Source organism: Halosolutus sp. YCN4 (assembly GCF_059736495.1).
Map to the genome: position 1 here is coordinate 452251 of NZ_JCASSM010000001.1, position 24420 is coordinate 476670.

The 24420-nt window shown below is 65.2% G+C and carries 25 protein-coding genes and 1 tRNA gene; 11 read left to right on the forward strand and 15 right to left on the reverse strand.

Annotation, left to right across the window (positions count from 1 at the left end; all coding sequences use genetic code 11):
* Position 1: 1 nt before the first annotated feature.
* Positions 2–1015, reverse strand: coding sequence for an MBL fold metallo-hydrolase (locus AC6I6X_RS02275; RefSeq protein ID WP_497928890.1), 1014 nt, complete (start codon positions 1013–1015; stop codon positions 2–4).
* 174 nt (positions 1016–1189) lie between these two features.
* Between AC6I6X_RS02275 and AC6I6X_RS02280 the strand changes: the two genes are divergently transcribed.
* Positions 1190–1456, forward strand: a complete 267-nt coding sequence (locus AC6I6X_RS02280) for a DUF7553 family protein (RefSeq protein WP_497928891.1) — start codon at positions 1190–1192, stop codon at positions 1454–1456.
* Positions 1457–1511: 55 nt separating this feature from the next.
* Positions 1512–1586, forward strand: a tRNA-Val gene (locus AC6I6X_RS02285).
* A gap of 147 nt (positions 1587–1733) precedes the next feature.
* Here the strand turns inward: AC6I6X_RS02285 and AC6I6X_RS02290 are convergent.
* Positions 1734–3374, reverse strand: coding sequence for an MFS transporter (locus AC6I6X_RS02290; protein ID WP_497928892.1), 1641 nt, complete (start codon positions 3372–3374; stop codon positions 1734–1736).
* A 708-nt stretch (positions 3375–4082) separates the two neighbouring features.
* Here AC6I6X_RS02290 and AC6I6X_RS02295 point away from each other — a divergent pair.
* Together AC6I6X_RS02295 and AC6I6X_RS02300 are read left to right on the forward strand one after the other, a co-directional pair.
* Positions 4083–4838: a DsbA family protein gene (locus tag AC6I6X_RS02295; protein WP_497928893.1), complete on the forward strand. Its 756-nt coding sequence runs from the start codon at positions 4083–4085 to the stop codon at positions 4836–4838.
* Positions 4839–5256: 418 nt separating this feature from the next.
* Complete coding sequence (locus tag AC6I6X_RS02300; protein ID WP_497929637.1) at positions 5257–5982, forward strand: DUF8081 domain-containing protein; 726 nt, start codon at positions 5257–5259, stop codon at positions 5980–5982.
* A 159-nt stretch (positions 5983–6141) separates the two neighbouring features.
* Here AC6I6X_RS02300 and AC6I6X_RS02305 read toward each other — a convergent pair whose 3' ends face one another.
* Positions 6142–6876, reverse strand: coding sequence for a hypothetical protein (locus AC6I6X_RS02305; RefSeq protein WP_497928894.1), 735 nt, complete (start codon positions 6874–6876; stop codon positions 6142–6144).
* 187 nt (positions 6877–7063) lie between these two features.
* Between AC6I6X_RS02305 and AC6I6X_RS02310 the strand changes: the two genes are divergently transcribed.
* A complete protein-coding gene (locus AC6I6X_RS02310) occupies positions 7064–7411 on the forward strand; it encodes a hypothetical protein (protein ID WP_497928895.1) in 348 nt (115 codons plus the stop codon).
* A 126-nt stretch (positions 7412–7537) separates the two neighbouring features.
* On the forward strand, positions 7538–7678 hold the full coding sequence (locus AC6I6X_RS02315; RefSeq protein WP_497928896.1) for a hypothetical protein: 141 nt from the start codon (positions 7538–7540) through the stop codon (positions 7676–7678).
* Positions 7679–7763: 85 nt separating this feature from the next.
* Here AC6I6X_RS02315 and AC6I6X_RS02320 read toward each other — a convergent pair whose 3' ends face one another.
* From AC6I6X_RS02320 to AC6I6X_RS02350, 7 genes are all read right to left on the reverse strand, one after another.
* A complete protein-coding gene (locus AC6I6X_RS02320; protein ID WP_250139744.1) occupies positions 7764–7913 on the reverse strand; it encodes a hypothetical protein in 150 nt (49 codons plus the stop codon).
* A gap of 95 nt (positions 7914–8008) precedes the next feature.
* Complete coding sequence (gene msrA / locus AC6I6X_RS02325) at positions 8009–8719, reverse strand: peptide-methionine (S)-S-oxide reductase MsrA (protein WP_497928897.1); 711 nt, start codon at positions 8717–8719, stop codon at positions 8009–8011.
* An 86-nt stretch (positions 8720–8805) separates the two neighbouring features.
* Positions 8806–8985, reverse strand: a complete 180-nt coding sequence (locus tag AC6I6X_RS02330) for a hypothetical protein (RefSeq protein ID WP_497928898.1) — start codon at positions 8983–8985, stop codon at positions 8806–8808.
* 137 nt (positions 8986–9122) lie between these two features.
* On the reverse strand, positions 9123–10163 hold the full coding sequence (locus tag AC6I6X_RS02335; RefSeq protein WP_497928899.1) for a cytochrome b/b6 domain-containing protein: 1041 nt from the start codon (positions 10161–10163) through the stop codon (positions 9123–9125).
* Positions 10160–10867, reverse strand: coding sequence for a hypothetical protein (locus AC6I6X_RS02340; protein ID WP_497928900.1), 708 nt, complete (start codon positions 10865–10867; stop codon positions 10160–10162). The genes AC6I6X_RS02335 and AC6I6X_RS02340 overlap by 4 nt, the downstream gene beginning before the upstream one ends.
* Positions 10860–11543 (reverse strand): 4Fe-4S dicluster domain-containing protein, encoded by a 684-nt coding sequence (locus AC6I6X_RS02345; RefSeq protein ID WP_497928901.1) that lies wholly within the window; start codon positions 11541–11543, stop codon positions 10860–10862. Before AC6I6X_RS02345 ends, AC6I6X_RS02340 begins: the two co-directional genes overlap by 8 nt.
* Positions 11540–14854, reverse strand: coding sequence for a molybdopterin-dependent oxidoreductase (locus tag AC6I6X_RS02350; protein ID WP_497928902.1), 3315 nt, complete (start codon positions 14852–14854; stop codon positions 11540–11542). Before AC6I6X_RS02350 ends, AC6I6X_RS02345 begins: the two co-directional genes overlap by 4 nt.
* Positions 14855–15115: 261 nt before the next feature.
* On the opposite strand from AC6I6X_RS02350, the gene AC6I6X_RS02355 reads away from it, so the two are divergent.
* Positions 15116–17293 carry a hydrogenase iron-sulfur subunit gene (locus tag AC6I6X_RS02355; RefSeq protein WP_497928903.1) on the forward strand — a complete coding sequence of 726 codons (2178 nt, stop codon included), beginning with the start codon at positions 15116–15118 and terminating at the stop codon, positions 17291–17293.
* Positions 17290–17922 carry a TorD/DmsD family molecular chaperone gene (locus AC6I6X_RS02360; RefSeq protein ID WP_497928904.1) on the forward strand — a complete coding sequence of 211 codons (633 nt, stop codon included), beginning with the start codon at positions 17290–17292 and terminating at the stop codon, positions 17920–17922. The genes AC6I6X_RS02355 and AC6I6X_RS02360 overlap by 4 nt, the downstream gene beginning before the upstream one ends.
* Positions 17923–17929: 7 nt before the next feature.
* Here AC6I6X_RS02360 and AC6I6X_RS02365 read toward each other — a convergent pair whose 3' ends face one another.
* The 5 genes from AC6I6X_RS02365 to AC6I6X_RS02385 form a co-directional block, all read right to left on the reverse strand.
* The gene (locus AC6I6X_RS02365; protein WP_497928905.1) at positions 17930–18085 is read right to left on the reverse strand and encodes a hypothetical protein; all 156 of its coding nucleotides are present in this window, start codon (positions 18083–18085) and stop codon (positions 17930–17932) included.
* Positions 18086–18233: 148 nt separating this feature from the next.
* Positions 18234–18587 (reverse strand): hypothetical protein, encoded by a 354-nt coding sequence (locus tag AC6I6X_RS02370; RefSeq protein WP_497928906.1) that lies wholly within the window; start codon positions 18585–18587, stop codon positions 18234–18236.
* Positions 18588–18771: 184 nt separating this feature from the next.
* Complete coding sequence (locus tag AC6I6X_RS02375) at positions 18772–19029, reverse strand: hypothetical protein (protein ID WP_497928907.1); 258 nt, start codon at positions 19027–19029, stop codon at positions 18772–18774.
* Between the two features lie 129 nt (positions 19030–19158).
* Entirely contained in the window at positions 19159–19920 is a 762-nt protein-coding gene (locus tag AC6I6X_RS02380; RefSeq protein ID WP_497928908.1) for a DUF7124 domain-containing protein, read from the reverse strand.
* The gene (locus AC6I6X_RS02385) at positions 19913–21718 is read right to left on the reverse strand and encodes an aldehyde ferredoxin oxidoreductase family protein (RefSeq protein ID WP_497928909.1); all 1806 of its coding nucleotides are present in this window, start codon (positions 21716–21718) and stop codon (positions 19913–19915) included. Before AC6I6X_RS02385 ends, AC6I6X_RS02380 begins: the two co-directional genes overlap by 8 nt.
* Before the next feature lie 117 nt (positions 21719–21835).
* On the opposite strand from AC6I6X_RS02385, the gene AC6I6X_RS02390 reads away from it, so the two are divergent.
* The 3 genes from AC6I6X_RS02390 to AC6I6X_RS02400 all read left to right on the forward strand — a co-directional run bounded on the left by AC6I6X_RS02390 (position 21836) and on the right by AC6I6X_RS02400 (position 24368).
* A complete protein-coding gene (locus AC6I6X_RS02390; RefSeq protein WP_497928910.1) occupies positions 21836–22243 on the forward strand; it encodes a hypothetical protein in 408 nt (135 codons plus the stop codon).
* A 69-nt stretch (positions 22244–22312) separates the two neighbouring features.
* Positions 22313–23380 carry a zinc-dependent alcohol dehydrogenase family protein gene (locus AC6I6X_RS02395; protein ID WP_497928911.1) on the forward strand — a complete coding sequence of 356 codons (1068 nt, stop codon included), beginning with the start codon at positions 22313–22315 and terminating at the stop codon, positions 23378–23380.
* A gap of 772 nt (positions 23381–24152) precedes the next feature.
* A complete protein-coding gene (locus AC6I6X_RS02400) occupies positions 24153–24368 on the forward strand; it encodes a hypothetical protein (RefSeq protein WP_250139727.1) in 216 nt (71 codons plus the stop codon).
* Positions 24369–24420 lie beyond the last annotated feature (52 nt).

Below are 24420 nucleotides of genomic sequence, written 5' to 3' on the forward strand. Positions count from 1 at the left end.
CTCACGCAGGCTCGTAGGTGATGCGGTCCGCTCCGTCGACGCGCCGTGCCCGCCCGCGGTTCACGAGCACGTCCAGGTGCCCGATCGCTTCGCTCATCCCGGTGTACTGGTCGGCCAGCGAGAGATCGCCGAACAGGCCCTCCATGACCTCGTAGGCGGTCGCCTCGCCCTGCTCGTCGAGGATCGAGGCGACGTTTGCGGTCCGGTCCTCGTGCGCGGCGAGGATCTCCGCGATGCGCTCGGCCGGTTCGTCGATGATTCCGCCATGGCCCGGCAGGAGCCGATCGAATCCCCGATCGCGCAGGCGCGGCAGCGACGCGTTGAACTCCAGGAGCGGTTGCGGTCGGTCCCCGCCGTCGTCCACCGGGGGCCGGAGGAGCGGATTCGGCGTAATGTGTTCGAGGACGTGATCGCCGACGATGGCCGTCGTGCCCGCGGCCGCCTCGGGAGTTCGGTCGCCACCGTCCCCGATCGGCGTCCCGACCCCGCCACGGGAGGCGGACTCGACGGACAGGATCAGTTCGCCGGCGGCGTGGCCCGAGACCTGCTGGACCGACAGGGTCGCCGGTCCGACCTCGATCGTGTCGCCGTCGGTGAGGCGTCGATCGACCGTACAGTCCGGCGCGTACGATCGGTAGGCGCTCGAGAGATCGGTGATCGTCGCGGCAGCGTCGGCATCCATCCCGTGGGCCGGGAACAGGTCGCGGAAGAAGGCCGCTTCCGCGTCGAGTCTGGCACCGAACTCTTCGACGATCGCGGCTGCAGGCGGACTCGCGGCGACGGTCGCGCCCCGATCGCGAAAGCGCTTCGCGAGGCCGAAGTGGTCCGGGTGAGAGTGGGTCAGGAGTACCTGCTCGATATCGCCCGGTTCGAGATCGTGCACGGAGAGAAACGATCGGACCTCGTCCCAGGCCTCGTCGCTGTCGGGACCGGGATCCACGATCGTGCGGCCCGCGAGATAGGTGTTGACGTCGCCGACGGGAAACGGCGTCGGGATCGAACGACGATCGAACATCGTCGGATCCTTCCCGTGGGGCGTGTTAAGGATTCGGAAACCCGTGGCCACTCCTCAACTGTGCTACCGATCCGGCGGACGACGAACGCCGAGTGGCCGATGACAACCGGCGCGATCGTCGCGCGAGGAATTGTGTTGTCTGCGAAAGGTCTATAATTGTCCTCGTACTACTGTGTGCTAGAGGAACCCATGAACAACCACTTCCACGACAGTCTGTACTACCTCCGGCGTGCCGGCGAACACGCGGTCCTCGGCCTCCGCGACGTGGCCGACGACGCCGAAACCCGCGTTCGAACGCTGACCGGACGAGAGGTCGAACCGGAGCGTCGGGTCGACCGCGTGCGTGAGGACCTGGAAACAGTCGCGGGACAGGCCCGTGCGACGATCACAGCGGCTCGATCGTCGCTGGAAGAGCGGGGCCGATCGGGTGAGACGAAGTAACCCGGTCGGCGCTGAAAGGAAGTCTTAAGTCGAACGCACTGATACGTCCCGGTGCGGGTTGGTGATCTAGTCCGGTTATGATACCTCCTTCACACGGAGGAAGTCGGCAGTTCAAATCTGCCCCAACCCACTCGTTCACTTACTTAAGTCGAAGGAGCGGACTCCGGCGCGGTCACAACGACATTGTCCTGCGTACGTCGATATAAACCATTTGAGACCTCTCGAACCGTACCGAACCGATCGAACGGACGATTTGCATCTGTGGTGTCCGGATCGGTTAGTCCTCGGCGGCTGTTTCGGACGGTTCACGCGCCGAACCAGGGGCTGATTCGGGGTGGTCGGTTTCGTCGTCGGCGTCCGGTATCTGCCGCGGCAAGAACGTCGATGCGATGAGCAGGAGCAACACGACCAGTACCAGGAGGAGCAGCGTTGCCCGTTGCGCGTCGAACATCGCAGCCTCGAAGATACCCTCGAGCAACTGTCGCTGTGACGGAGTGAGTTGGTTCAGGAACTGTTGCTGAGTAGCTTCGGTCGCCGTCTCTGCTGCATCTTCGAGCGCGATCACCAGATCAGTTCGTTGCTCGGCCGAAACGGTCTCGTGTTCCGCTCGGAGTACCCCATCGACGACGCTCCCGTAGAACCGTCCGAGAAAATACGAGCCAACGACTGCTGTCCCCAGGGCAAATCCGATCGAATAGCTCACGTTCAGGACTCCGGATGCCTCGGCGGAGTACGCGGTCGGGACGGCCGACATCGTCATATTGGTGATCTGTGCCAGTATGAGTCCGACGCCGGCACCGTAAAGCGCCACCGGGAGAGCCATCCTGACGATCGTCTGATCGGGGCCCGTCTGCTCGTACAACAGCACCAGTCCAACGCCCATACACACGACACCGATCTGGATAAGCGTCTTCGGCGAGACGTACTTCCGCCAGTTGGGCGTAACCGACGAAAAAAGGATCGACGCGAGTGAATACGGTAACAGCGCGACTCCAGTTTCGAAGGCGGTGTATCCGAGTACTGCCTGGAGATAGACCGGGAAGATAAAAAAGAAGCCAGCCGAGACGATCGAGCGAATGTTGTAGGTGATGACACCGGCCAAAAACGGGCGGTTCGTCAGGACGTGCAGCGGAACGAGCGGCGACTTCCCAGCCCGTTCCAGTCGGCGTTCGTACTGAACGAACGCGGCGAACCCGAGCAGTCCGACTCCGAGAAACCAGATCGCCGGCGACGTCCCGAACGGATTGAACTGCATCTCGCCGACGACGAACGGCCGGCGTTCGACCATCCACCCGTACTTCCCGCTCAGAAGGAACCCGGTGACGAGCGACGTCGCACCGACGATGGACAGAACCGTCCCGCCTTTGTCCAGCGAACTGCGCGTTTCTGACAGCGGGTTCGGACTCACGTACTGCGCGAAGAAGAGAATACTCCCCACACCGACGAGTTGCAACGCAAACCCCCACCGCCAACTCGCGTACGTGGTGAGTGCGCCACCGATAATCGGTCCAAGCGTCGATCCAACCCCGCTCACGCCAGCCAACAGTCCGAACGCCTTCGCCCGGTCGTCGTCTTCGTAACTGACGATCAAGACAGTGAACGTCAGGGGAAATATCACGGCGGCTGCGGAACCCTGGATGACTGACCAGCCGAGATAGAGGATCGTCGTATTCCAGCTAATCGACGCCACCAGCGTCCCACCGGCATAGAGGATCAGTGCGACTGCCAGTACACGCCGAATACTGTGCCGAGACGGCAGCGTACCGGCTGGGAGAATCAGCGCTGCGGTCACCAGCGAGTAGAGTGCAACCGCCCCTTGAATCACGGTGACCGTGGTATCGAACTCGTCCACCATCGTGGGGATCGCCACGTTCATCAGGGAAGCATTGAGGACCACGATGAACGTCGTCAGACTCACGGCGATCGCAGGGGCCCAGTGTTGTACGCTCGTCGTTAAATCCGTGGCGGGACGAGTACTCCCGGTGGAAGGAGGGCCATCTGGGGGCATACGTGATCTACCACTGTTGACTCCCAAATAGCATGGACCCGGTCAGTCACCGAGAGTCGAAGCTACTGCCGAGCCGTCGGGGTGGGGAGGCTACCAGTTCGATTCCACCCACACGACCGGAATAGTCCACGTGCCGATCCGAGAGCCGACGGGTCAGGACGTGTCGTGTAGTCTGAAGAGACCACCACTGCGACAACTGTGCTGGTCACGCCCTACGGAGACTGATCAGCAACGGGAGAGGAGCCAGTCGCACCGTTCTCGAAATAGAACGGCGATCGCTGGGGTTCAAACGAGACTTGCAATGCCGCCCACGGACGAAACGAGGCGCGAAACAGTTGCATCGGTCGGTGGGCAGGGTGTGTAACTCGCTAGTATCGTTGCGAGGGGACCAAAAGCCGACAAGTCGGGACGAGTGACCAGAACGATGACGCCGGTTTATTCTGTATCCATCGAGACGCGAGGGCGATGCGACGCGAGCCACGAACGTCACGCAGAGCCGTATTGACAGCAACCGGAACGGTTTCCCTGCTCTGAATCGCCGGCGTCGCCGCCGGTAGTTCGGCGACGGTCGCGGACGCGCCCGTTCCGTCGGACCCGGACGCGTACGCATACCCGACGATGGGCGACGACGCGCCGACGGCCACGATCTACGGGAATTACAAGTGTCCCTATACCCAGGAGTTCGTCGCCGGAAACCTCGAAGCGATCGTCGAGGAGTTCGTCGAATCGGGACGACTCGCCCTCCAGTTCTACAATCTGGCCTACGAGCCGGGAGACACCTCGGCGTACTACATCTCCAGTAGCGATCCACGCATCGCAGCCGTCGACGTCGGTGTCTGGGACGAGGACCCCGACGGATACTGGCGATTCCACCGCGAGACGTTCGCCGACATGCCGAGCGGAACCGTCGACTACGACGACCTCGAGGAGCGACTCCGATCGGCGGGCGTCGCCAACGCCGAGGCGATCGTCGACCGTGCCAGGGCGGGGGAGTACGACGACGAGGTCGAACAGGTCGCCGCAGCGGCGGCAGCGGACGACGTCTCGTTCACCCCGACCCTCGAACTCGGTGGCGACACGACGGCACCGCACCACAACAGAGACGATATTCTCGACTGGATCGAGAAGCGCCTCGAGGACGAGCAGGAAACGGACAGCGAGGGTGGCGGAGCGAGCGAGGAAGACGCCGGGGGCGATGACGGTTCCGAAGACGAAAACGAGACGGACGGAACGGACGAGCCAGACGAAACCGACGGGGCGGACGAATCGTCGAACGACCGCGAGGACCAGAGCGGAGACGACGACTTCGTGTGGGTCACGGAACCCGAAGAACCGAATCCGGATGAGGCGTCCGGCACCGCCGACGACTGCTAGCGCCGCCGCGTCGTGACGGACTCGACGCCCGGACGGGACGTGATCTGACGACGGTCCGACCCGATCGATCCCCGCGGTGCGGGCCTCCCCGTCCCGAGTCGCTCTTTACGGATCGACGCCCTGAGCCCGCGATGAACGGGTTATCCAGCCACTGGCGAGAAGGGGGGTGGTCGCCGATCGATCGCCAACTTCAGGTCACGCCCACGAGAGACGGAACACGTCGTGACGACAGCAGACGGTGATCGTCGTGCCCGGGGATGACCACCAGACGAACCTGTTCCAGTTCGGCGACGAGGAACCGATCGAGGCGGACGGTCGCCAGGCCGACGATCGAACCGGGCGTGCCAGCGCCGATCGACCGACCCAGGACCCGTTCGTGCTCGAACTCAAGACGAGTGCCTGCGAGCGAAACGCTGCAGTGGGTGCGATCGCCGCGGAGGAGGGTCGACGACTCGAGTTCGGGTCCCGGCAGGAGGCGACGGCGTTCGCCGACGAGATGACGAACAAGGGCGGCGTTCGCGTTCGACTCCAGGCCGTCGCACCGCAGGACGAAACGCGGGCGGACGCCTATCTGGTTCCACAGCCGGTTCGGTACCGGGACGAACCGATCGATCCCGACGCGACGACGTGGGCCTTCCAGCCTGGCGCGAACCAGTACGGTGCGATCGGACAGGCCCTGGTGACGACGCCGCGGACGAACCCGCCGGCGCTTTCCTACTTCGTGCGACGGGATCTCGGGATCGACGAGGCGGCAGGTCTTCGCTGTCCCCATCAGACACGCCAGTCACGACACATGAGTTCTGACGTCCAAATCACTGGAACCCCTAGTACCGTTTGGGTAGCCAGCGCAGCGATGTACAATTCGAAACCGACCCCGTATGAACCGAAAATAATGCCGACGAACTTGACAGTGCCGGCGTCAAAAAAGACACCTAGGAGCACTCGAGGCGCGGTTTCGTTATTCGATTGTAATAATCTCATTCGTAAGATTCATCACACAGAAACACAGATGTTGTTGGATTTATTTTACATATATTGGAATACAACTCAACCATTACCCCTAATTAGATCTACTAGAGACCAACGCGAAGATCGTCACAAGCACACCTATTCCCATGTACATAACCTCTGTCCATATGACTGATCCTATCTGGCCTATCAAAGACATAATACCAAACAGTACTGTTATCTGTAACCCAAGAACTGAGATTATGATATCTCTATTCTTCATGTGAAATATTATTACTGCTTTGGGTTTAAATCATCTTGGTGTTAAGTGTTTGTTTGTTTGTTTGTTTGTTATTCACATATATCGGTCTGGGTCTCCTTCATCTGCTATGTCAAAAATATGAGTGGAGTCCCACCCGGAAAGCTCAACCCCAATCGGTCCATAACCTCCACTGATGCTATCTATATGGCCTGAGCCACCATTATGAACGTAGGAGCCAATTATATTACCTGCTATGCCGTCTAAATTCCTTAGCTCTGTCATTAATGACGCATCCGTCGTCTCTGGTGGATAGGGCGCGCCCCGAATATAATGATCAACCGGCAAGTCAACTTCAGCAGCTATACCTCCACCCTCAAGACTAGAAGAGTGGAAAAATATTTCCCCTTCTTCTTCAACACTGTCTGGGCAATTGATTGATTTGGATGTTGAACCGACAACTGACCAATGATCGTTGTTAAACGAAATGCCGATAGCATCATTTATGCCATCATAATTATCAGCCCATGAGTCTATCCCCTCAAGTTCTATATGTGCTGTGGCCCAAATCCTATCCTGGACGTCATTTTCAGCCAGCATTAGGTACACCTCAGCCTCGTCCCTTTCATAACCGTATTCTGGTGTGACTTCCGACTCTTCTGGCCGTTCTTCCCCTAGCGTAGTTGAAGTCACAGTATAGTCTAAGTTTTGTTTTTCAAATTCGTTCTTCACACCTTCTAGTCCGTCTTCATGAAAGCTTTCCACAATTTGTCTTCTACTCCTCCTTTCTCCTTTCCGGTTTTGAGCGGTAACAGTGCTAATCGTTCCCATTGCTGTGACAGAGCCGACAGCCGCTATGAGACTTCTTCGGTTCATGTTGAACCAACTGAATATACGCTCTATCTATATATAAAAATTTCTGTATTTAAGTAATATTTTTGATAGTATTTTTATTAATAATAATTTGACTACTGCAAGTATTTACCGTCGTTTTTACATTTCGCTCTGAGTTGAGAAATTGTACAACCAACTATTGTTACGTCTCGAGTGTCGCGAGTTCATCCCCGTCGAACTGACGGTCCGACTGCGCGACCCCGACGCGGTGACGATGTGGCTGGCCGACGGCACGAAAGCGCGATGGGTCTCCGACGCGGTCGCGGAGGCTCGTCGCGAGTCGACAGGCGCGACGCTCCGGACGTACCTCGTCGAGATCAAGACCGGCGACGCGTCGTTCGAGCGAGAACAGCGCGCGATCATGGAACGGAAAGCCACAGCGCCGAACGTCTCCGTACTCCAGGTCCGCGTCGAGGTCGATGCCCTGCCGGACGAGTACGGGGTCCGGATGGATCACGAGGTTGTGCCGTGACGACGTTCACGAAGGGACACCGTGAGGACGATGGGTCCGCGAGGGATCGTGAACCGGTCCGGGAAGCCATCCGCTGGCGATTTCCCGCGACGAACGTTTAAGCGGGGCCGTGTAGTACGATACAGTATGGCATACCAGCTCCGGTGCGACAGCTGCGATCTCGATCGCGAGTTCGCGGACTGGGCCGACGCGAACAGGTACGCCAGCGATCACGAGGCCGAGTTCGCCGAGCACTGGGTGAGCATTCACGACCTGCAACACGCCTGATCTCGTCACCCTGGGACCGAATCGCGGTCCCGTCGCGGCGACGACTCGTCGATCGGGCCGGACCGATCGCCGTGACGATCCGCTCCTAGACGACGGCCTGTACCCAGTCCGCCGTGACGAACTTGTACCGACAGCCCTCGCAGAGGTGGACCTCGACGACCTCGTCCGTCGCCAGGTAGACGTGGTAGCGATCGGTGGGGACGGCCTCACCGCAGTTCGCGCAGGGGGTGGTCATCGCGTCTCTACGCGCTAGTAGGACGGGGTCAGCAAAATAGCTCCCCCGGGAGCGGCGGTCCGCTACGGCTCGGATCCGCGGACGAGAACGCCGACTCAGAGGCGTCTGTGGAGTTCCGACACGACGGCCGGCGGCAGGTCCAGTCGTGCCAGCCACTCGCGACGCTGCTCGGGGTCGCCGTGGCCGGCGACGAACCCGTTGAGACGCGCGACGCCCGTCGAATCGACGAACGCGTCGCCGTACAGGGCCGCGAGTTCGTCACCGGCGATCGGCGTCGACCGGAGTTCGTACTTCTGGTGATAGTCTTCGGCGCGGGTGAACTCGTCGAGCGTCTCCACGGCGGTCGTGACGGACTGGCCGGTTCGGTCCTCGAGGGCCGCCCGATGTCGCGTGGCGGCCTCGCGCTGATCGTCGTCGTGGGCGAGGACGACGCTCCGGTACTGGCGTTTCGGCGCGGTCGATCGCCAGTCGTGGGCGGTCCAGAAGACGTCGAGCAGATCCCGGTACGACAGCACGTCGGGATCGTACTCGACCTGGACGACCTCGGTGTGATCGCCGAGCGAGTAGTAGGCCGGATCCGGCGTCGTCCCGCCGGCGTAGCCGACGCGCGTTCGGACGACGCCCTCGATCGCCCCGAACCGGGCGTCGGGACCCCAGAAACACCCCATCCCGAACGTCGCGGTCTCCGTTACCGTCGGGGCGAGCGACGGCGTCTCCCCGGTCGGTTTCGCGAGCGCCGGGTCCCGGATCGCCCGATCCCGGCCCGATCGCTCTCCGGTCGACTCCTCGGCGTTCGACTGTCCCATACGGTCCTGTGGGCTCGCGGCCGTATCCGTCCCCCGCTCCGATCGGGCGGATCAGAGTGCGGATCGCCGCCGGAACCCGATCGTCCCTAGACGAAGAACGTGCCGACCAGCGCGAGGATGAACAGGGCGGCGACGATCGCCAGCACCTCGGTGCCGTAGCCCGATTCGCCCTCGACGTCCGGGGTCCCGAACACGACGGCGAGAAGGCCTCCGGCGGCGACGATCAGGACGGCGATCGCGTAGATCGAGTACACGAGACTCGCCATGGAGTCACCTACCGGAGCCAGCGACGTAAATCCCCGACGGATCGGTCGGATTTCGACGATATCGTGGAGGTGTGCGGCTCGAAGAGCGACGGGAGAGGCGGTTCGAATATCGGGGTCGGAACGACGGACCGGGACCGTCAGTCGTCGGTCCCGCTCGCAGCGGTCCCCTCTCCCTGGGCGTCGGACTCGCCACCGTCGGCGGCGGGTCTGCCGGCCGCTGGCTCCTCACGGCGCTGGCGCACGTAGCGCGCTCGCAGGACGTTCCCGTACATCGAGAGCACGAGTCCGAGCAGGAGGACGAAGATGCCGACGTTGATCCCGATCGTCCGCACGACGCTGCCCTCGCCGAACACGAGCGAGTCCGGCACGGGGTAGCCGCCGTACTCGAGACTGGCGATGAGGACGCTGACGATGCCGACGACGACCAGTACGCCGACGAGGTTCGTCGCCCACCGCCACGAGGGCCTGAGCTGGAGGCGCTCGATCCCGGTCGTCTCGTATTCCTCGGGATCACCGTGGAAGTTCGGCGTCTGGTCTTTCGGCAGGAATGCCTTCATCTCGACCGGGTAGAAGGCGGGGTGGAAGCCGTGCTCGAAGGTGTGAAACATCACCCCCATCAGCATGATGATCCCCAGCAGGCCGTGGAACGCGACGAACGCCATCACGACCGACTGGGAGGTGTAGACGTCGATCAGCCACGTCTTCCGCCAGATGAGCAGTCCCGAGAGCATCAGCAGGATCAGTTCGATCGTGAAGATGGCGACGACGCCCTTGCCGACGTAGGACAGAAGGGGCATCTCGTCGGCCTTGTAGCCGGCGAACTGGCGGGCGGCCGGGTGGCGTTCGTCGGCTCGGCCGAGCGCGAACTTGACGTCCTGAACGAACGCCGCCGTATCGGCCTGCAGGTCCGGCAGGATCTCGCCGAAGTTCGATCGACTGCTCGATCGGATGAGCATGTAGGGCACCCAGAACCCGGTCAGGAGGATCAGCGTGAAGCCGGCCAGCCGGTGGATCGAGAGCACCCCCTCGTTACTGCCCATCAGTTCGACCAGCCACCACAGTTCAGTGTTGAACGCGATCGCGTAGCCCGTAAAGAACAGGACGAACACCGTCAGCGCCAGCAGCGAGTGGAACATCGTGGTGACCCGCGAGAACTTGCCGTGATCGAGGTTCGTCACGCCGGATCGCCTCCGCTGGATTGATCGGACGAGCGATCGTCGGCCGACTCCCTCTCCTCGTGTGGTCTCGCGCCGCCGTCGGTCGCGGCGGTCGTCTCTCGCGTGCGCGTCCTCGCTCCCGGCGGCTGCATCCGTGCGGCCAGCCGGCGGAACGCGGCCCAGTGGAGGAACACCATCACGAGGATGAAGATCCCCAGGACGACGTCCGCGAAGTGGACCAGCACGATCAACCACTCGAGCACCGGTTCCGTGTTGCCGACGACCCAGTCCGCGGCGACGCCACCCCCCTCGACGGTGGGCCGGACCCGCAGGAGGTCCTCGAAGAACGGGGCCTGTGCCGAGACGAGCGCGATCGAGCCGACCGAGAGGACGACGCCGATGAGGGCGCTGATCCAGAACGCGGCGCGGTCCGAGAGGCCACCGGTCTCGGTTTCCGTTTCGCGCGGCTCGTCCGGCGGCGCGGCGTGTTCGTCCTCCGTGGTCTCCCGCGGCCGCTCGTCGCTGTAACCGCCGTTCGCCTGTCCCTCGCGAGCCGGTTCGTCGGGCACATCGCCCGTGTGCGCGTCCCTGGCCTGATCAGCCTGTTCGTCGGCTGGCGCGTCGTCACGGTGGCTTGTCGGTTCGTCTGCGGGCGAGTCGTCGCTCGGGCCGGTCGGCCCGCCGGCGCGATCGTCGGGATCGTCCGGTGGTCGGTCGTCACTCATTGTCCTGGAAGTACTGGGCGTCCTCCTCGCCGAAGATGATCTCCATGGCCTCGTCGTTGAAGAACGAGCCACTGCCGCGTTTCTCGAGTTCGTCCGCGATCTCGCCGGCGCTGCCCACGAGGATCGCGTTGGTCGCACACTCCTCGGCGCAGGCGGGCCCCTTCCCGGCCTCCTGTCGCGGCCGACAGCCGGTACACTTGTCCATAATGGCGCCGGTGCCGAAGAGCTGGGCCGTACCGTCGTTGCTGTCGGGGAACTGCGGCGCGCCGAACGGACACCCCGAGAGGCAGTACTGACAGCCCACGCAGAGGTCGTCGGTCACCGTCACGAACCCGTCGTCTTCCTTCTGCAGGGCGTCCGTCGGGCAGACCGACACGCAGGGGGCGTTCTCGCAGTGGTAACACTGCATCGGGAGGCTCGTCTCGCCGGGGTTCTCGCCGGCGACCAGCCGATCGGTCTTGCTGGCGTTCTCGCCCTGGGGCCCCGCGGTCCCCTCGGCCATCGTCGTGATGTCGATACGCTGGTTCTGGATCTCGCGGTCCCAGGTGCGCTTGCAGGCGACGACACAGCCCCCGCAGTCGATACAGGCCTCGACGTCGGGGAAGATCCGCATCCCTTCGCCGGTACTCATCACGCCCTGGCTCAGCATCGGTCCGGACGGCTCCTGCTGTGTCATAGTCGGTCACCTCCCTCCATGACGTCCCACTCGCGGACGTCGTACCGCTTCTGCGCGCCGAGTCCGTGCTCGTCCTGCGGGTAGTCGATGAACTCCATGTCCAGGTCGTCGACCACCTCTTGGGTGGCCTTCTGGACGTGGACGACGCCCGACTTCGTCTCCTGCATCTGGGTCTCCGCGTCGAACCCGCTCGGCGTGATGATGTTCGCGCTCTCGCCGATCGCCAGCGGCTCGGTGCCGTCGGGCCAGTTGCTGGATCGGTTCTGGCCGTGGAAGACCCCGCCCCAGTGGTAGGGAAGGAATATCTCCTCGCTGTTGACCCGGTTGGTCACCTTGGCCTTCACGAGGATCGACCCCTTGTCGGCCGACGTGACGACCACGTGGTCGTCGCCCCCGACGACGTCCAGGTCCTCCGCGAGGCCGGGGCTGATCTCCGCGTACATGTGGGGCTGGCGATCGGCGGTGTACTCGTTGTTCCGCGTCTCCGCCCCGCCGCCCTGGTGTTCGACCTGCCGGCCCGAGGTCATGATGACGGTCCGGCCGTCCTCGGCGTCGCTCCCGAGGTCGGTGTGGACCGCCTCGGTCGCCCGCTGTTGGACCGTCGCGTTGTTCTGGTCGAGCCGCCAGAAGTTGACCTGCTCGCCGTTGGCCGGCCACTCCTGAACGAGGTCCGGTCGCGGGCTCTCCACGGGTTCCCGGTGGACCGGCACCGTGTCGAGGAAGTTCCAGACGACCGCTCGCGCCTTCCCGCGGCCCGTTGGCGGATCCGGCTGTGCGTAGTCGTACTCCTCGTACTCCGCGGGATCGACGTCGACGTCGTCGTACTGGTCGGCGACCTCCTGGGCCGCGTCGTACACCGACGTCTCCTCGTCGAGGGCCATCTCGACCGGCGTCGTCTGGGTCGACGCGTCGGCGGGGTCGTCGGGCAGGATCGTCGCGTAGCCCGGGTACGACGGGACGCCGTTGATCTCCTGGTCGTCCCACCACGGCGCCTCGAACGAGCCGGCGATCAGATCGAGACCGTCCTCGCCGTCCTGGTCGTAGGTCTCCTGCATCGGGTACGCCTTGTCGATGTTCATCTCCCCCCACTCGTCCGGGGTCGGGGCCATCGTGCCCCAGTTCTCGCGGAAGTCGTGGCCGCCGTCCCGCGGGTCGGCCTCCTTCGTCCAGATGATCGGCGAGCCGGGGTGGTCGTCGCCCCAGTAGGGCCAGGGTAACGACCAGTAGTCGCCGTCGACGGGCAGCCCGTCGGTGTCCGCCCGGAGGGTCTCCGTGCTGAACGCCCAGTCGTACTCCTGGTGTTGCTGGAGCTTTTCGGGCGACTGCTGGTAGCCGATCGAGCGGACGCCGAGGTTGATCTCCCGGAGGGCGTCCTCGTAGGAGCTCTGGCCGTTGTGGATCTCGGGGCCGGATCCCCAGTCGAAGTGTTCGCCAAAGCCCATCTCGTGGGCCAGTTCCTGCATGATCCGGAGGTCGGGCCGCGAGTTGTGCGCCGGCGGGCCGACCGCCTGGCTCCACTGGACCGATCGGTGGGAGTTCGTCACCGATCGGACGTGCTCGTACTGGCTCGAGGCAGGCAACAGGAGCACGTCGGCGTCGTCGGGGAGCGTCCCCGCGACCGCCGGGAAGACGTCGACGACGATCAGCAGGTCCAGTTCCTCCATGGCCCGTTTCATCCGGTCCATCTCGCTGATGGAGTTCGCGGAGTGACCCCAGAAGAACGCCATCTTCAGCGGTTCCGGCTGGTAGAGTTCCGATTCGAGGAGTCGGTCCTCCTGCGCCAGCGCCGCCTCGTACCAGCGGGCGACGGTCAGCCCGCGCTGGAACATCAGCGACTGCGGGTCGGGTTCCTCCAGCGGCGCGTCCTCGGTCTCCTCGAGGCCGTCCTCCTCGCCCTCCTGTTCGGCCTCGCTGTCGGTGTCCTCTCCCTCTTCGTCCTCGGTGGATTCTTCCTCCTCGACCTGGGCCGGCACCTCGAGGGCGTTCCACATCTCGTCGGGCATCATCTCGAACCGCTCGTACAGGTCCGCGAAGGAGATACTGCCGCTGGTCCACGGGCTCTCGGTCCAGACCTCCGTCCAGTGCTCCCACGACCCCGGCGAGTCGACGCCGTAGTAGCCCGGCAGGATACTCGCGTCGACCCCGAGGTCGGTCGCTCCCTGGACGTTCGCGTGCCCGCGCATGACCTGCAGGCCGCCGCCCGATCGGGCCGCGCTCCCTGTCGCGAGGCTGAACAGCGCGTACGAACGGATGTTCTGGGTCCCGTTGTTGTGCTGGGTGCCGCCCATCGCCCACTCCACCTGAATGTGGGGCTTGTTCTCGATGATCAGGTCGCCGATGTCCTCGAGTTGCTCCACGTCGAGCCAGGTGATGTCGGCGACCGTCTCGAGGTCGTACTGGTCGAGTTCCGTCGTGGCGTCGGGCCACCCCATCACGCGGTCGTCGAGGAACTCGTCGTCGAGTTCGCCCTGCTCCCGGACGTAGTTGAGCAGCCCCATCACCAGCGCGACGTCCGTTCCGGGCCGCATCCGGTAGTAGTAATCGGCGTGCGCCGAGGTCTTCGTGTACCGCGGATCGATCGAGACGATCGTCCCGCCGCGGGCCTGTCCCTCCAGGATGTGTTGCATCGCGATCGGGTGCGATTCGGCGGGATTCTGCCCGAGGACGATGAGCAGGTCGAAGTTGCGGTAGTCGTTGATCGTGTTCGTCATCGCGCCGAACCCCCAGGTGTTCGCCAGCCCGGTGACGGTCGGGGAGTGGCAGATCCGCGCCTGGTGGTCGACGTTGTTGGTCCCCATGAAGGCCGCCAGCTTCCGGATGGCGTAGGCCTCCTCGTTGGCGTGGTGGGCGCTACCTAGCAACATCACGCTCTCGCGGCTGTACTCGTCGATCGTCTCCTGCCAGGTCTCGACGATTTCCCGGTAGGCCTCGTTCCAGGTGACCTTCTGCCACTCGCCGTCGACCTTCCGCATCGGGTGTTTGAGCCGCTTGGGCGAGTGCTCGGTCTCGAGGATACCGGCCCCCTTCGAACAGAGCGACCCGTTGTTGATCGGGTTCTCGTGCCAGGGCTCCATCGCGGTGAAGGAGTCGCCCTCCTTGACCGCCTTGAACCCACAGCCGACGGCACAGTAGTTGCAGATCACCTTCGACGTATCCGCGTCGTCGACGACGCCGTCGTCGTCCTCCTGTGCCCCACCGAGGACGTGACCGGTGACGCCGCCGCCGAGGAACAGGCCGCCGGCGAGCGCGCTCGCTTTCACGAACGAACGACGATCGAGGTCGATCGTCACCGGCTCCCGGTCGGCACTCATGGAGGTGCCACCACGGGTGGATCGGGGTGCGCGATCGGGTGCGATACTGTGTTACTGCTACCCATTCCCATGGGCGCACTTCCCCGCTAGCCACTATGAATATTTGCTTTGAAAGTACGTATGTAATTTATCTGCGGACTAGAGTTGTAGCCACTCAAAGAACAAATTATACATTATGTGTGATTAACTCGTGCCGAATTCGTGAAACGTCAGCAATTTCGTACATAACGCTATTACCGTGTCACGAAATAGCACGATGGGATGAGAGTCGGGAGCTTCGTCTGTTCGTGTGCCGACACTTGTGACGTCGATCTCGAGGGCGTTCGAGAGGGGATCGAGGGGGTCGACGTCGCCGCGAGTTCGAGCCTGCTCTGCCAGGACGGGCTTCCCGCGATGGAGGAGGTGATCGACGAGTACGACCTCGACCAGTTGATCGTGACCTGTCCCGAGCGAGGGGCCCAGCGGACGATCGAACGCGTCGCCGAGCAACAGGGGATCCACCCCGACGGCGTCTCGTTCGTCGACCAGCGCGAGAGCGCCGGCTGGGTCCACGACGAGGCCGGTGCGACGGCCAAGACGGCCCGTATGGTCAACGCCCGGCACGCGGGGCTCGAGGCGGAGTCGATCTCCCGATCGATCTCGCGGGAGGCGGGCGACACCGTCGCGGTCGTCGCCGATCCCGAAACGGCTGCCGCACTCGCGGACGACGCCGACGTTACCCTGATCGCGGACGGCAACGAGTACGTCGACGCCGCGGCGGACCTGGACGACGTGACGATCGAGCGCGGGCGCGTCGTCGACGTCGACGGGCGCTACGGCGAGTTTTCGGTCCGCCTCGACGCCCGAGTCACCGAGGACTGCATCTCCTGTATGAAGTGCGTCCACGAGGGGCCGGACGGCGCGGTGACGCGCTACCCGGTCGATATCGATCCCGACGCGCCCGACGGCGAGTGGACGGACGTCTGTCCCACCGACGCGATCGATCTCGCGGGCGTCGAGCGCACGCTCGAGTTCGACCAGATCGTCTACCCGGCCGCCGATCGACGGACCAGGGGCGGCCGGATCGGCTTCTACACCGCGCCGATCGACGCGGCGACCATCTCGGCCGTCAAAGACCTCCTCGGAGGGATCGAGAAACCGGACCACCTCGACCTCGAGATGGACGTCTGTGCGGCTGGAAACTCGAGTCAGCCGGGGTGCAACGAGTGCGTCGAGGCCTGCCCCCACGACGCCGTCGAACGGACGCGCATCGACGCGGTCGAGTTCCACAAGGATGCCTGCCGGAACTGCGGGGCCTGCACGAGCGCCTGCCCGACTGGCGCCACGAGGCTTCGCGAGCCGTCGAACGAACGGATCGCTCGCGAGGTCGAGGCTCTCCTCCGGCCGACCGCTGAGGAAGGCGGCTGGCTCCTCGATCGATCGGGATCGGACGTCGACTCCCCGATCGTCGCGTTCGTCTGCTCCGAACGGGCGGACGACGCGCTGGCCGAGTACGGCCGCCTGGCCGCCGCGGGCAAGGCCGAGATCGAGTACCCGCCGATCCTCCCCGTCCACGTGAACTGTACGGACACCGTCGGGGAGGCCCACGCGATGCACGCGCTGGCCTGCGGCGCGGACGGCGTCGCGATCGTCGGCTGCGGCGGCGACTGCCTGCACTCCGGTCCCGATCCGAAAGCCGCCCTCGTGACCCGGCTCAACCGGGCGACGACGGATCTCGGGCTCGGCGAGCGCGTCGACTTCTTCGCCCCCGATCCCGACGATCACGGGGCGTTCGTCGAGGGCATCTCGACGTTCGCCGTCGAACTGGACGACTCACCGATCCCCGTCGGCGAGCACGAAGCCACCGGCGGGATCGACAGCGCGGAACCACGTTCCGCGAACGGCCGGACGCAGTCCGGCGGCGCCGATCGGGAGAACCCGCCGTTCGACAGTCACGGCTGGACCCTCGAGAGCGTCCGGACGATCGTCGACCACGCCGATCCCGATCGGGACGTGATCCGCGGCCTGAAAGACTTCGCCAGGATGGACGTCACGGAGGGCTGTACGCTCACGCCGACCTGCTCGAACCTCTGTCCGACGGACGCGATCCGACGCGACGAGGAGACGGCGACCCTCGAGTTCAACCACGAGCGCTGCGTCAACTGCGGGACCTGCGAGGAGGGCTGCATCGAGGACGTCATCACGATGCGGGACGGCCTCGACCTCTCCCTGCTTCCCGAGCGCCGGGACGACGACCCGTGGATCGAGGTGTTCGAGGGGTCGATGCGCGAGTGTGCACACTGCGGCAAGCCGTTCGCGAGCGAGGGGTCCGCCGCGAAGATCCAGGACGAGGTCGGCGACCTCGTCGCCGGCCTCGCGCCGAGCGCGTCGGGGAGCATCTTCGACTACTGTGGCGACTGTCGCGCCACGCTCCTGTCCGATCGAGGTGGGTGCGAATGAGCGTCGATCAGGCGGCGCTGTACGACGCCAGACTCGAACTCGTGACCTTCCTGATCGACGCGTTCGCGGACGTCCCGACCGAGTCGTTCGTCGAGACGCTGCTGACCGGCGAAATTCGGCTGCCGGACGAGAGCGTGAGCGCTGACCTCGATCGGGGATTCGACGAGTTGCGGACGTTCGTCGAGGCGAACGAGGGCCGCGATCCCGGGACCGTCCGGGACGAACTGGAACGGGAGTTCACGCGCCTGTTCGTCGGCCCGCGGCCGCAGATCATGGCCCACGAGACCTACTACCGCGAGGACACCGACTTCCGCGGGTCGGGACTGGCACAGGTCGAGGCGAGTTACGGGGCCGCCGGCTGGGCCCCGCCAGTGGAGTACCCCGAGGAGAACGATTACGTCGCCGTGGAACTCGCGTTCCTCCGGTACCTGATCCGACAGCAGCGCCGGGGTCACGAGGAGACGTTCGGCTACCAGCGCGTCTTCCACGAGGAGCACCTCTCGACGTGGATCGACGACCTCGCCGCCGACGTCCGCGAGGAGACCGACGAACGCTTCTACGCGGCCGTCGCGGCGATCCTGCAGGGAGACGTCGCGTTCGAGGAAGAAATCGCGATGCAGATGGCCTGAGGAGGAATTAGTCGTCGCGGAACGGCTCCAGTATCTCGTCGTCGAACGAGACCTCGCCGTCCACTTCGCCGTCGTTGACGTCGTGTGGCGCGGTGTGGTACCAGATCTCCTTTGCGTACTTCCTGTCGAGACCCGGGTTCGGTCGCCAGTTCGTGTGGGTCATACAGTCGCATGTGCACTGGTAGCACGGATATAGCTTTGTGGCGCTCGGCCTGTCAGTCAGGCCAGTTGACCGGTTTCGAGCGGCGCTTTCGACCGGCCGGACGGGGGTTCGACCGATCGTGATCGCGGGACCGCCTCCGATCGCTGACTCACCGCCCGGGACGGGGATCGTCGGACCAGTTCGGCCCGGAGCCACCCTCGTCCTCGAGAAACGCGCGAGCGAAGAGGTCGACGTGGAGGGCGAGCACGTCCGCGGGGTCGAGTCCGTACGCGTCGGCCTGTCGCTCGAGGAACGCCTCGAGGTCGTCGCTCGGGTCGTGGTGGATCGTCTCGCCCTCGACCTCGAAGGACACCTCGCTGGCGCCGGCGACGAGGTGTTCGATCTCGAGCAACGCCTGTTCGGCCTTGGTCTCGAGCGCCCGTTCCTCGTCCACGAGTCGATCGTCCCCCCAGTCGGCGGCCGCCTCCCGGAACCGATCGCTGACGGTGATAGAGAGCGTCATCGTGACCGTCCGTTCGCGTTCGTCTCGCTCTCGATCGGCCGGCGACTCGGATCCTCGACGGAGCGAGGCGGCCGAAACGGGTCGGTGGTCGATTCGCGTCCGAGACGATACGATCGTCCGCAGCGTGTCGGGTCGGAGTACATGGTGCGGAGCACGGCGACGGTGTTGCAGGTCGGTTAGCGGGTTACTCGGGCGGCCACTCCTCCGGTGCCGGGTCCGGTTCGCCGAGCGCACCGAACGCGAGCAGGAGCAGCCCGAGGAACGCGCCCATCACGATCACGCCCATCAGGCCGCCGAAGCCGTGCTGTCCGACCCAGTTCCCGGGGGTGAGACCGCCCATCCGGTTCACGACGGTGAGTCCGACCAGCACGGTCCAGGTCGCGGCGAACAGCAGCCCGAACGCGATCAGCGGATTGTGGTCGATTGCGGTTCGGATCCCCATAGCCGTGGTATCGCGGCCTACGATCAAAATTCCCACCGGGATCGATCACTATCGGTGAGTGTCACGGATTTCGATCGGTCCTCCGCGATCGAGTCGGCTCGCGGCCCCGGCGGCGGATCGAGCGATCGATCACGGCGTGTCGTCGTCCGACGCGAGGTCCCAGTCGGCCTTCGCGGCCGCTTCCGAGAGCGGGACGAACTCCCAGCCGGCGTCCTCGGCGATCGATTCGTCCGCACCCGCGCGGCCGACGAGGACCAGCCGATCGGCGTAGAACATCGAGTTGCGATCGATCTCGGCCAGCCGATCGGCCGGGGCCGTCCCGGTGCCGTTGAAGAAGTCCGCGTCGATCCCGTGGTCGCGCTGGAACTTCTGGATCACGTGAGCGGGGACGTCGCCGACGATGCCGATCCAGTCGGCCCACGTCGCGCCCGCGAAGACCCGGGCCGGCCGTTCGAGGTCCCGGACGGCGTCGTACGTGATCGCCATCGTCATGTCGTCGGCACCGCCGCCGTGGGGGCCCGAGGCCGAATCGGCCCCCATCGGCCGGGGTACCGAGGGGTCGGTGCCGCCCGCTTCCTCATCGGTCGATCGCGGTGCGTCTCCGGTGCCTCCTGCGGTCGGAATCCCGGCCGGCGTCCGATCGCCCGTTTTCGGGACGTGCGGTGCCGGAGCGTTCGATGGATCGGCGTCGGTGGCGTTCGCCCCCGCGCCGTCCGCGCTCGCTCTCGCACCGTCCCGATCCCGATCGGCCGACGAGGGCTCGGAGGGCGGGGCGTCGGGTTCGGCGTCCGGGTCGCCGTCGTCGCGCCAGATCCAGTCCCCGTCGTTCCCGTCCGGTTCGTCCCCGTCCGATCCGGTATCGACGTCGTCGAGGTCGATCCGGTCAGTCATCTTCGGTCACCTCCGACGGTCCGTCGCTCTCGGCTGCGTCCGCCGCGGGAACGGGCGTCGCGTCGTCGACGACCGACGCCAGTCCGAGTCGGCGAACGGTCTCGCGGGTCGGCCGCCCCGCCTCGTCCCAGCCGCGATACCGGTAGTACTGATCGAGCAACGACTCGAACGCCGCGGGATCGATCGCGTTCCCGTCGCCGTCCGCGTGCGGGTCGAGCAGGGCGGCCGGCAGGTCGTCGTCGGCCCGATCGAACCCCTCGCGGACGTTGAACAGTCGGACCAGCGTCCAGACCCGTTCGCCGACGGTCGCCAGGGCGTCACGGTCGTACGACCGGCCCACGGCGGAGAGCCACTCGGCGCCGAGGTCGGCCAGCGCGCCATCGAGGAAGTCGTCGGCGATCAGGCACCAGCGGACCGCTCGCCGGTTCTGCTCGCCGACGACGGCGGCCACCCTGGCTCGATCGCTCGCCCACGATCGGCCCAGCGCCTCGGTCTCGACGGGTCGGGCGCGGCGGTGACAGGCGCCGCGATCGCTCGTCGCGTAGGCGAGCGCCATCGTCTCGGCCCCGCGAGGGTCGTACGACGACAGGTCCATCCCCTTCACCGTCGGGATCGACCGCTCGCCGCCGAACTCGCGGGCCGCGGCGTCGATCCCGTCGGCGAGGGCGTCACCGAGCGGCGTCTCCCGTGTCGCGATCTCGCGGATCAGGTCCCTGGCGGCCTCGTAGTCGCCGAACGAGAGGTCCCGGTCGAGTATCCCGTCCTCGCTCGCGCGGACGGCCCAGGCCACGGCGTTCCCGGCCGTGATCACGTCGAGCGCGAGACGGTCGCAGATCGCCCCGAGCGCGGCGACGGCGTCGAAGTCGTCGATCCCGAGGCCGGCCCCGAGGACGATCGGCGTCGCGCCCCGCGGGACGCTGTCGCCCTCCTCGCTCTCGACGCGGAAGCCGCCGGGAACGGCCTCGTCCTGGCGCTCGCGTTCGAGCGCGTTCTCGCGGACGGCCTCGATCCCGATCTCGCTCGCGCCGTCGAACTGCCCTTCCTGCCAGCCCCGGGTCGGCAGGACGCCGACCTCGTTCGCGAAGTCGATCGTCTCGAGCGTCTCGCTCGCCCGCTGCCAGCGGCCGGTGTCGCTCTCGGCGAACGCCCGTTCGTAGCGCTCTCGGAGGGCCGCGTGCTCGTCGAGGGGGTCCCCGCGGGCGACGACCGCCTTGAGTCGCTTCGATCCCATCACGGTCCCGGCACCGCCGCGCCCGGCGTGGTGGTCGCCGCCGTCGGAGGCGATCGTCGCGTACTGGATGCCGTGTTCGCCCGCGGGGCCGACGCAGGCGACGGCCGCGTCGGGAAACGCCTCGCAGGTCGCCGCCGCGTCGGCCCCCCAGCAGTCGGCCGCGGATTCGATCGTCGCCCCGCCGTCCTCGATCTCGAGGACGATCGGTTCGTCCGATCGTCCGGTCACGAGAATTCCCATGTGAGCCCCGAGCGATCCGGCGAGCCGATGGGGAAAGCTCCCGCCGCCGTAGGAGTCGAGGAAGGTCCCGGTCAGCGGCGACTTCGTGATCGCCGCGTACCGGGCCTCGCCGGGCGTCAGGCCCGAGACCGGCCCGAGCATGAACAGCAGGACGTTCTCGGGCGCGAGCGGGTCCGTCCCCGCCTCGAGTTCCTCGTAGAGGTACCGCGCGCCGAGACCCTTGCCCCCGACGTAGGCCTCGAGCCACGCCTCCGGGATCCGCTCGCTGGTGACGGTCCGGGTCGTACAGTCGACCCGCAGGAGGCGCGACGGAGTGTCCCGTGTCATCGAGTACCAGGTACGTGGCCGGCGGTCTTTAACAGTTGGCCGGCAAGCTGCACCGATCGCTGACTCTCATATCCGCTCACGAAAATTCCCTTGCCTGTTCATCGCTAGCAGGGAAACATGCGAATGGAACTCCGGGTCTGCAACCACTGCTACGAGGGGACTCACGGGAACGACGCGAAGACGGCCATCACGCGGGACATGGTCGCGTGTGCCGAAGTGGTCCGGGAGTACAAGGACCTGATCGGCCTCGAGGCGGTGTACATCGCCAAAGTCGAGGAGGGCGACGTCGGCGGTGCTGAGGCACTTCCGGCGATCGTGGCCCGAATCGAGGAGGACCAGGTGACCCTCGCGGACACGCAACTCGTGATGGAAGACGGGGACGGCAACCTGCTCGTCTACCCCGAACCCGAGGACGTCCTCGAAGTGCTGACGCGAAACATCGACCAGATCGACGACCAGACCCGTCAGGACGTCACCGTCGAACTCTCGCCGGAGAGTTCGGACCTGCTGGTCGGATCGCGGTGAGGGGAGTCGGGAGACCGACGCTCGTGAACACCTCCCACACTTTTGTACTCGCTCGCTGAATGTCACCGTATGCGAGCGGCCGTACTCGAAGAACACGGGGAGTTGCTCGAAGTGCAGGACGTCGATTATCCGGAGCCGGAACCGGACCAGGTCATCGTCGAGACGGAGGCCTGCGGGGTCTGCCGGAGCGACTGGCACGGCTGGCAGGGCGACTGGAGCTGGGTCGGGGTGCAAACGCCCGAGGGCCAGATCCTCGGCCACGAACCCGCCGGCGTCGTCTCCGCGGTCGGCGAGGACGTCGAGACGCTCTCGGAGGGCGATCGGGTCACGGTCCCGTTCCACCTCGGCGACGGGACCTGTTCGCACTGCCGGGAGGGGCGGGCCAACAACTGCGAGACGGTCATCCCGCTCGGGTTCACGAGCATCTCGCCGGGGGCGTTCGCCGAGGCGTTCCCCGTCCGCGAGGCCGACTTCAACTGCGTGAAACTCCCGGACGACGTCGATTTCGCGGAGATGGCCGGACTGGGTTGTCGGTTCATGACGGCGTACCACGCCCTGGCCGACCGGGCGGAACTCCGGCCCGGCGACTGGGTCGCGGTCCACGGCTGTGGCGGCGTCGGCCTCTCGGCGATCCACATCGCCAGCGCCCTCGGCGCGCACCCGATCGCGGTCGACGTCCGCGAGGACAAACTCGAACGCGCCCGCGAACTGGGGGCCGTCGAGACGGTCGACGTGACCGAGGCCGAGAACCCGGCGAACGAGGTCAAGGCGCTGGCCGGCGGCGGTGCGGACGTCTCGATCGACGCGCTGGGAATCGCGGAGACGTGCCAGAACTCGATCGCCAGCCTCGGGACGCGGGGCACCCACGTCCAGGTCGGCCTGACGACCGGCGAGGAGGAGGGCCAGATCGACCTTCCCGTCGACCAGATGACGATGCAGGAGATCGACTTCCACGGCTCGTTCGGGATGCCGCTGGTCCGCTACGAGGAACTGTTCGACCTGATCGCACAGGGGACCCTCGAACCGGGGAAGATCATCGGCGAGACGCTCACGCTCGACGAACTGCCCGAGACGCTGGCCTCGATGGACGACTACGAGACGATCGGCATCCCCGTCGTCACCGAGTTCTCGGGCTGATCGACGGGCGGGAGGAACCGTTCGACGACGCGGTGTCCGGTCGAGACCGATCGGTCGTCGGTCGTGTGCTGTAAGCCGGGCGGGGGCGGGAGCCCGCCTGGCGTGAGAGACATGAGCTAACTCGAAGCGGGGGCGAGTCCACTTCCGAGCGATCCGGGCACGAACGCACGCAATCGGCTGGTCAGCGCGTTGTGGTCTGGGCCTGGCGTGTACCCGGCGGGGCGTTCCATCCCCGCAGGTGAGGCCAACGAGCGATCCCCCATTTGTTATACGGCGGTTTTGCACCCGGTAGCGTCTCCGATCCACAGCAAGGGGCGGACTACCTCGCGAACAGGGAGGCGCTACGATTCCGGCGATCGGCTCTCTCGAGCACTAGCCCCCGCATAAACGGTCCTGCTTGCAGTATCCTGCCACCGGTTCCCGCCCTCCCTGCGGTGGCGGGCCGGCCCCGCGATAGCCGGTGGGGTCCACAGGATCGGGTCCCCCAGCCCACGCGACCGGTCGACCCGCCGGTTTCAGGCACGGATAATCGACCCTTTCCGCCGATCGCGTCACGAACCCGGGATCGATCGCATTCCCTCGCTGTCCGACGATTAGGCACCGATTAGGAGTGGGTTACGGACCGCCTGTCACCCGGCCGGGGAGTGTGCGATGTTTTCACACGATTCGGGCGTCGTGGCGTGGCGGTTTCGAGAGTAAGACGGCCATAGGAAACCCTCACTTTCGGTTACAAGCCGGATAACTACAACCGATCGTCACCGACTCACTCGATATGATCACCTGCACTAACTGCGAGACCCCTCAGTTCCTGCAGATTACCCAGAGCCGCGTCTACTTCGAGGACGGAGAGATGATCAACGAGATCTCCGAGACCTACGAGTGCACCCTCTGCGAGGGGACCGGCCAGTACGTCTACGACGACGATCGGGACGAGGCCACCGTCTCCGGCGACGTCGAACTCACGAAGGAACGGCCGAAGCAAGCCTGACCGATCGCCCCCGCTTGGGGGCGACGGACGACTGGACAGCGCTACCACTCGA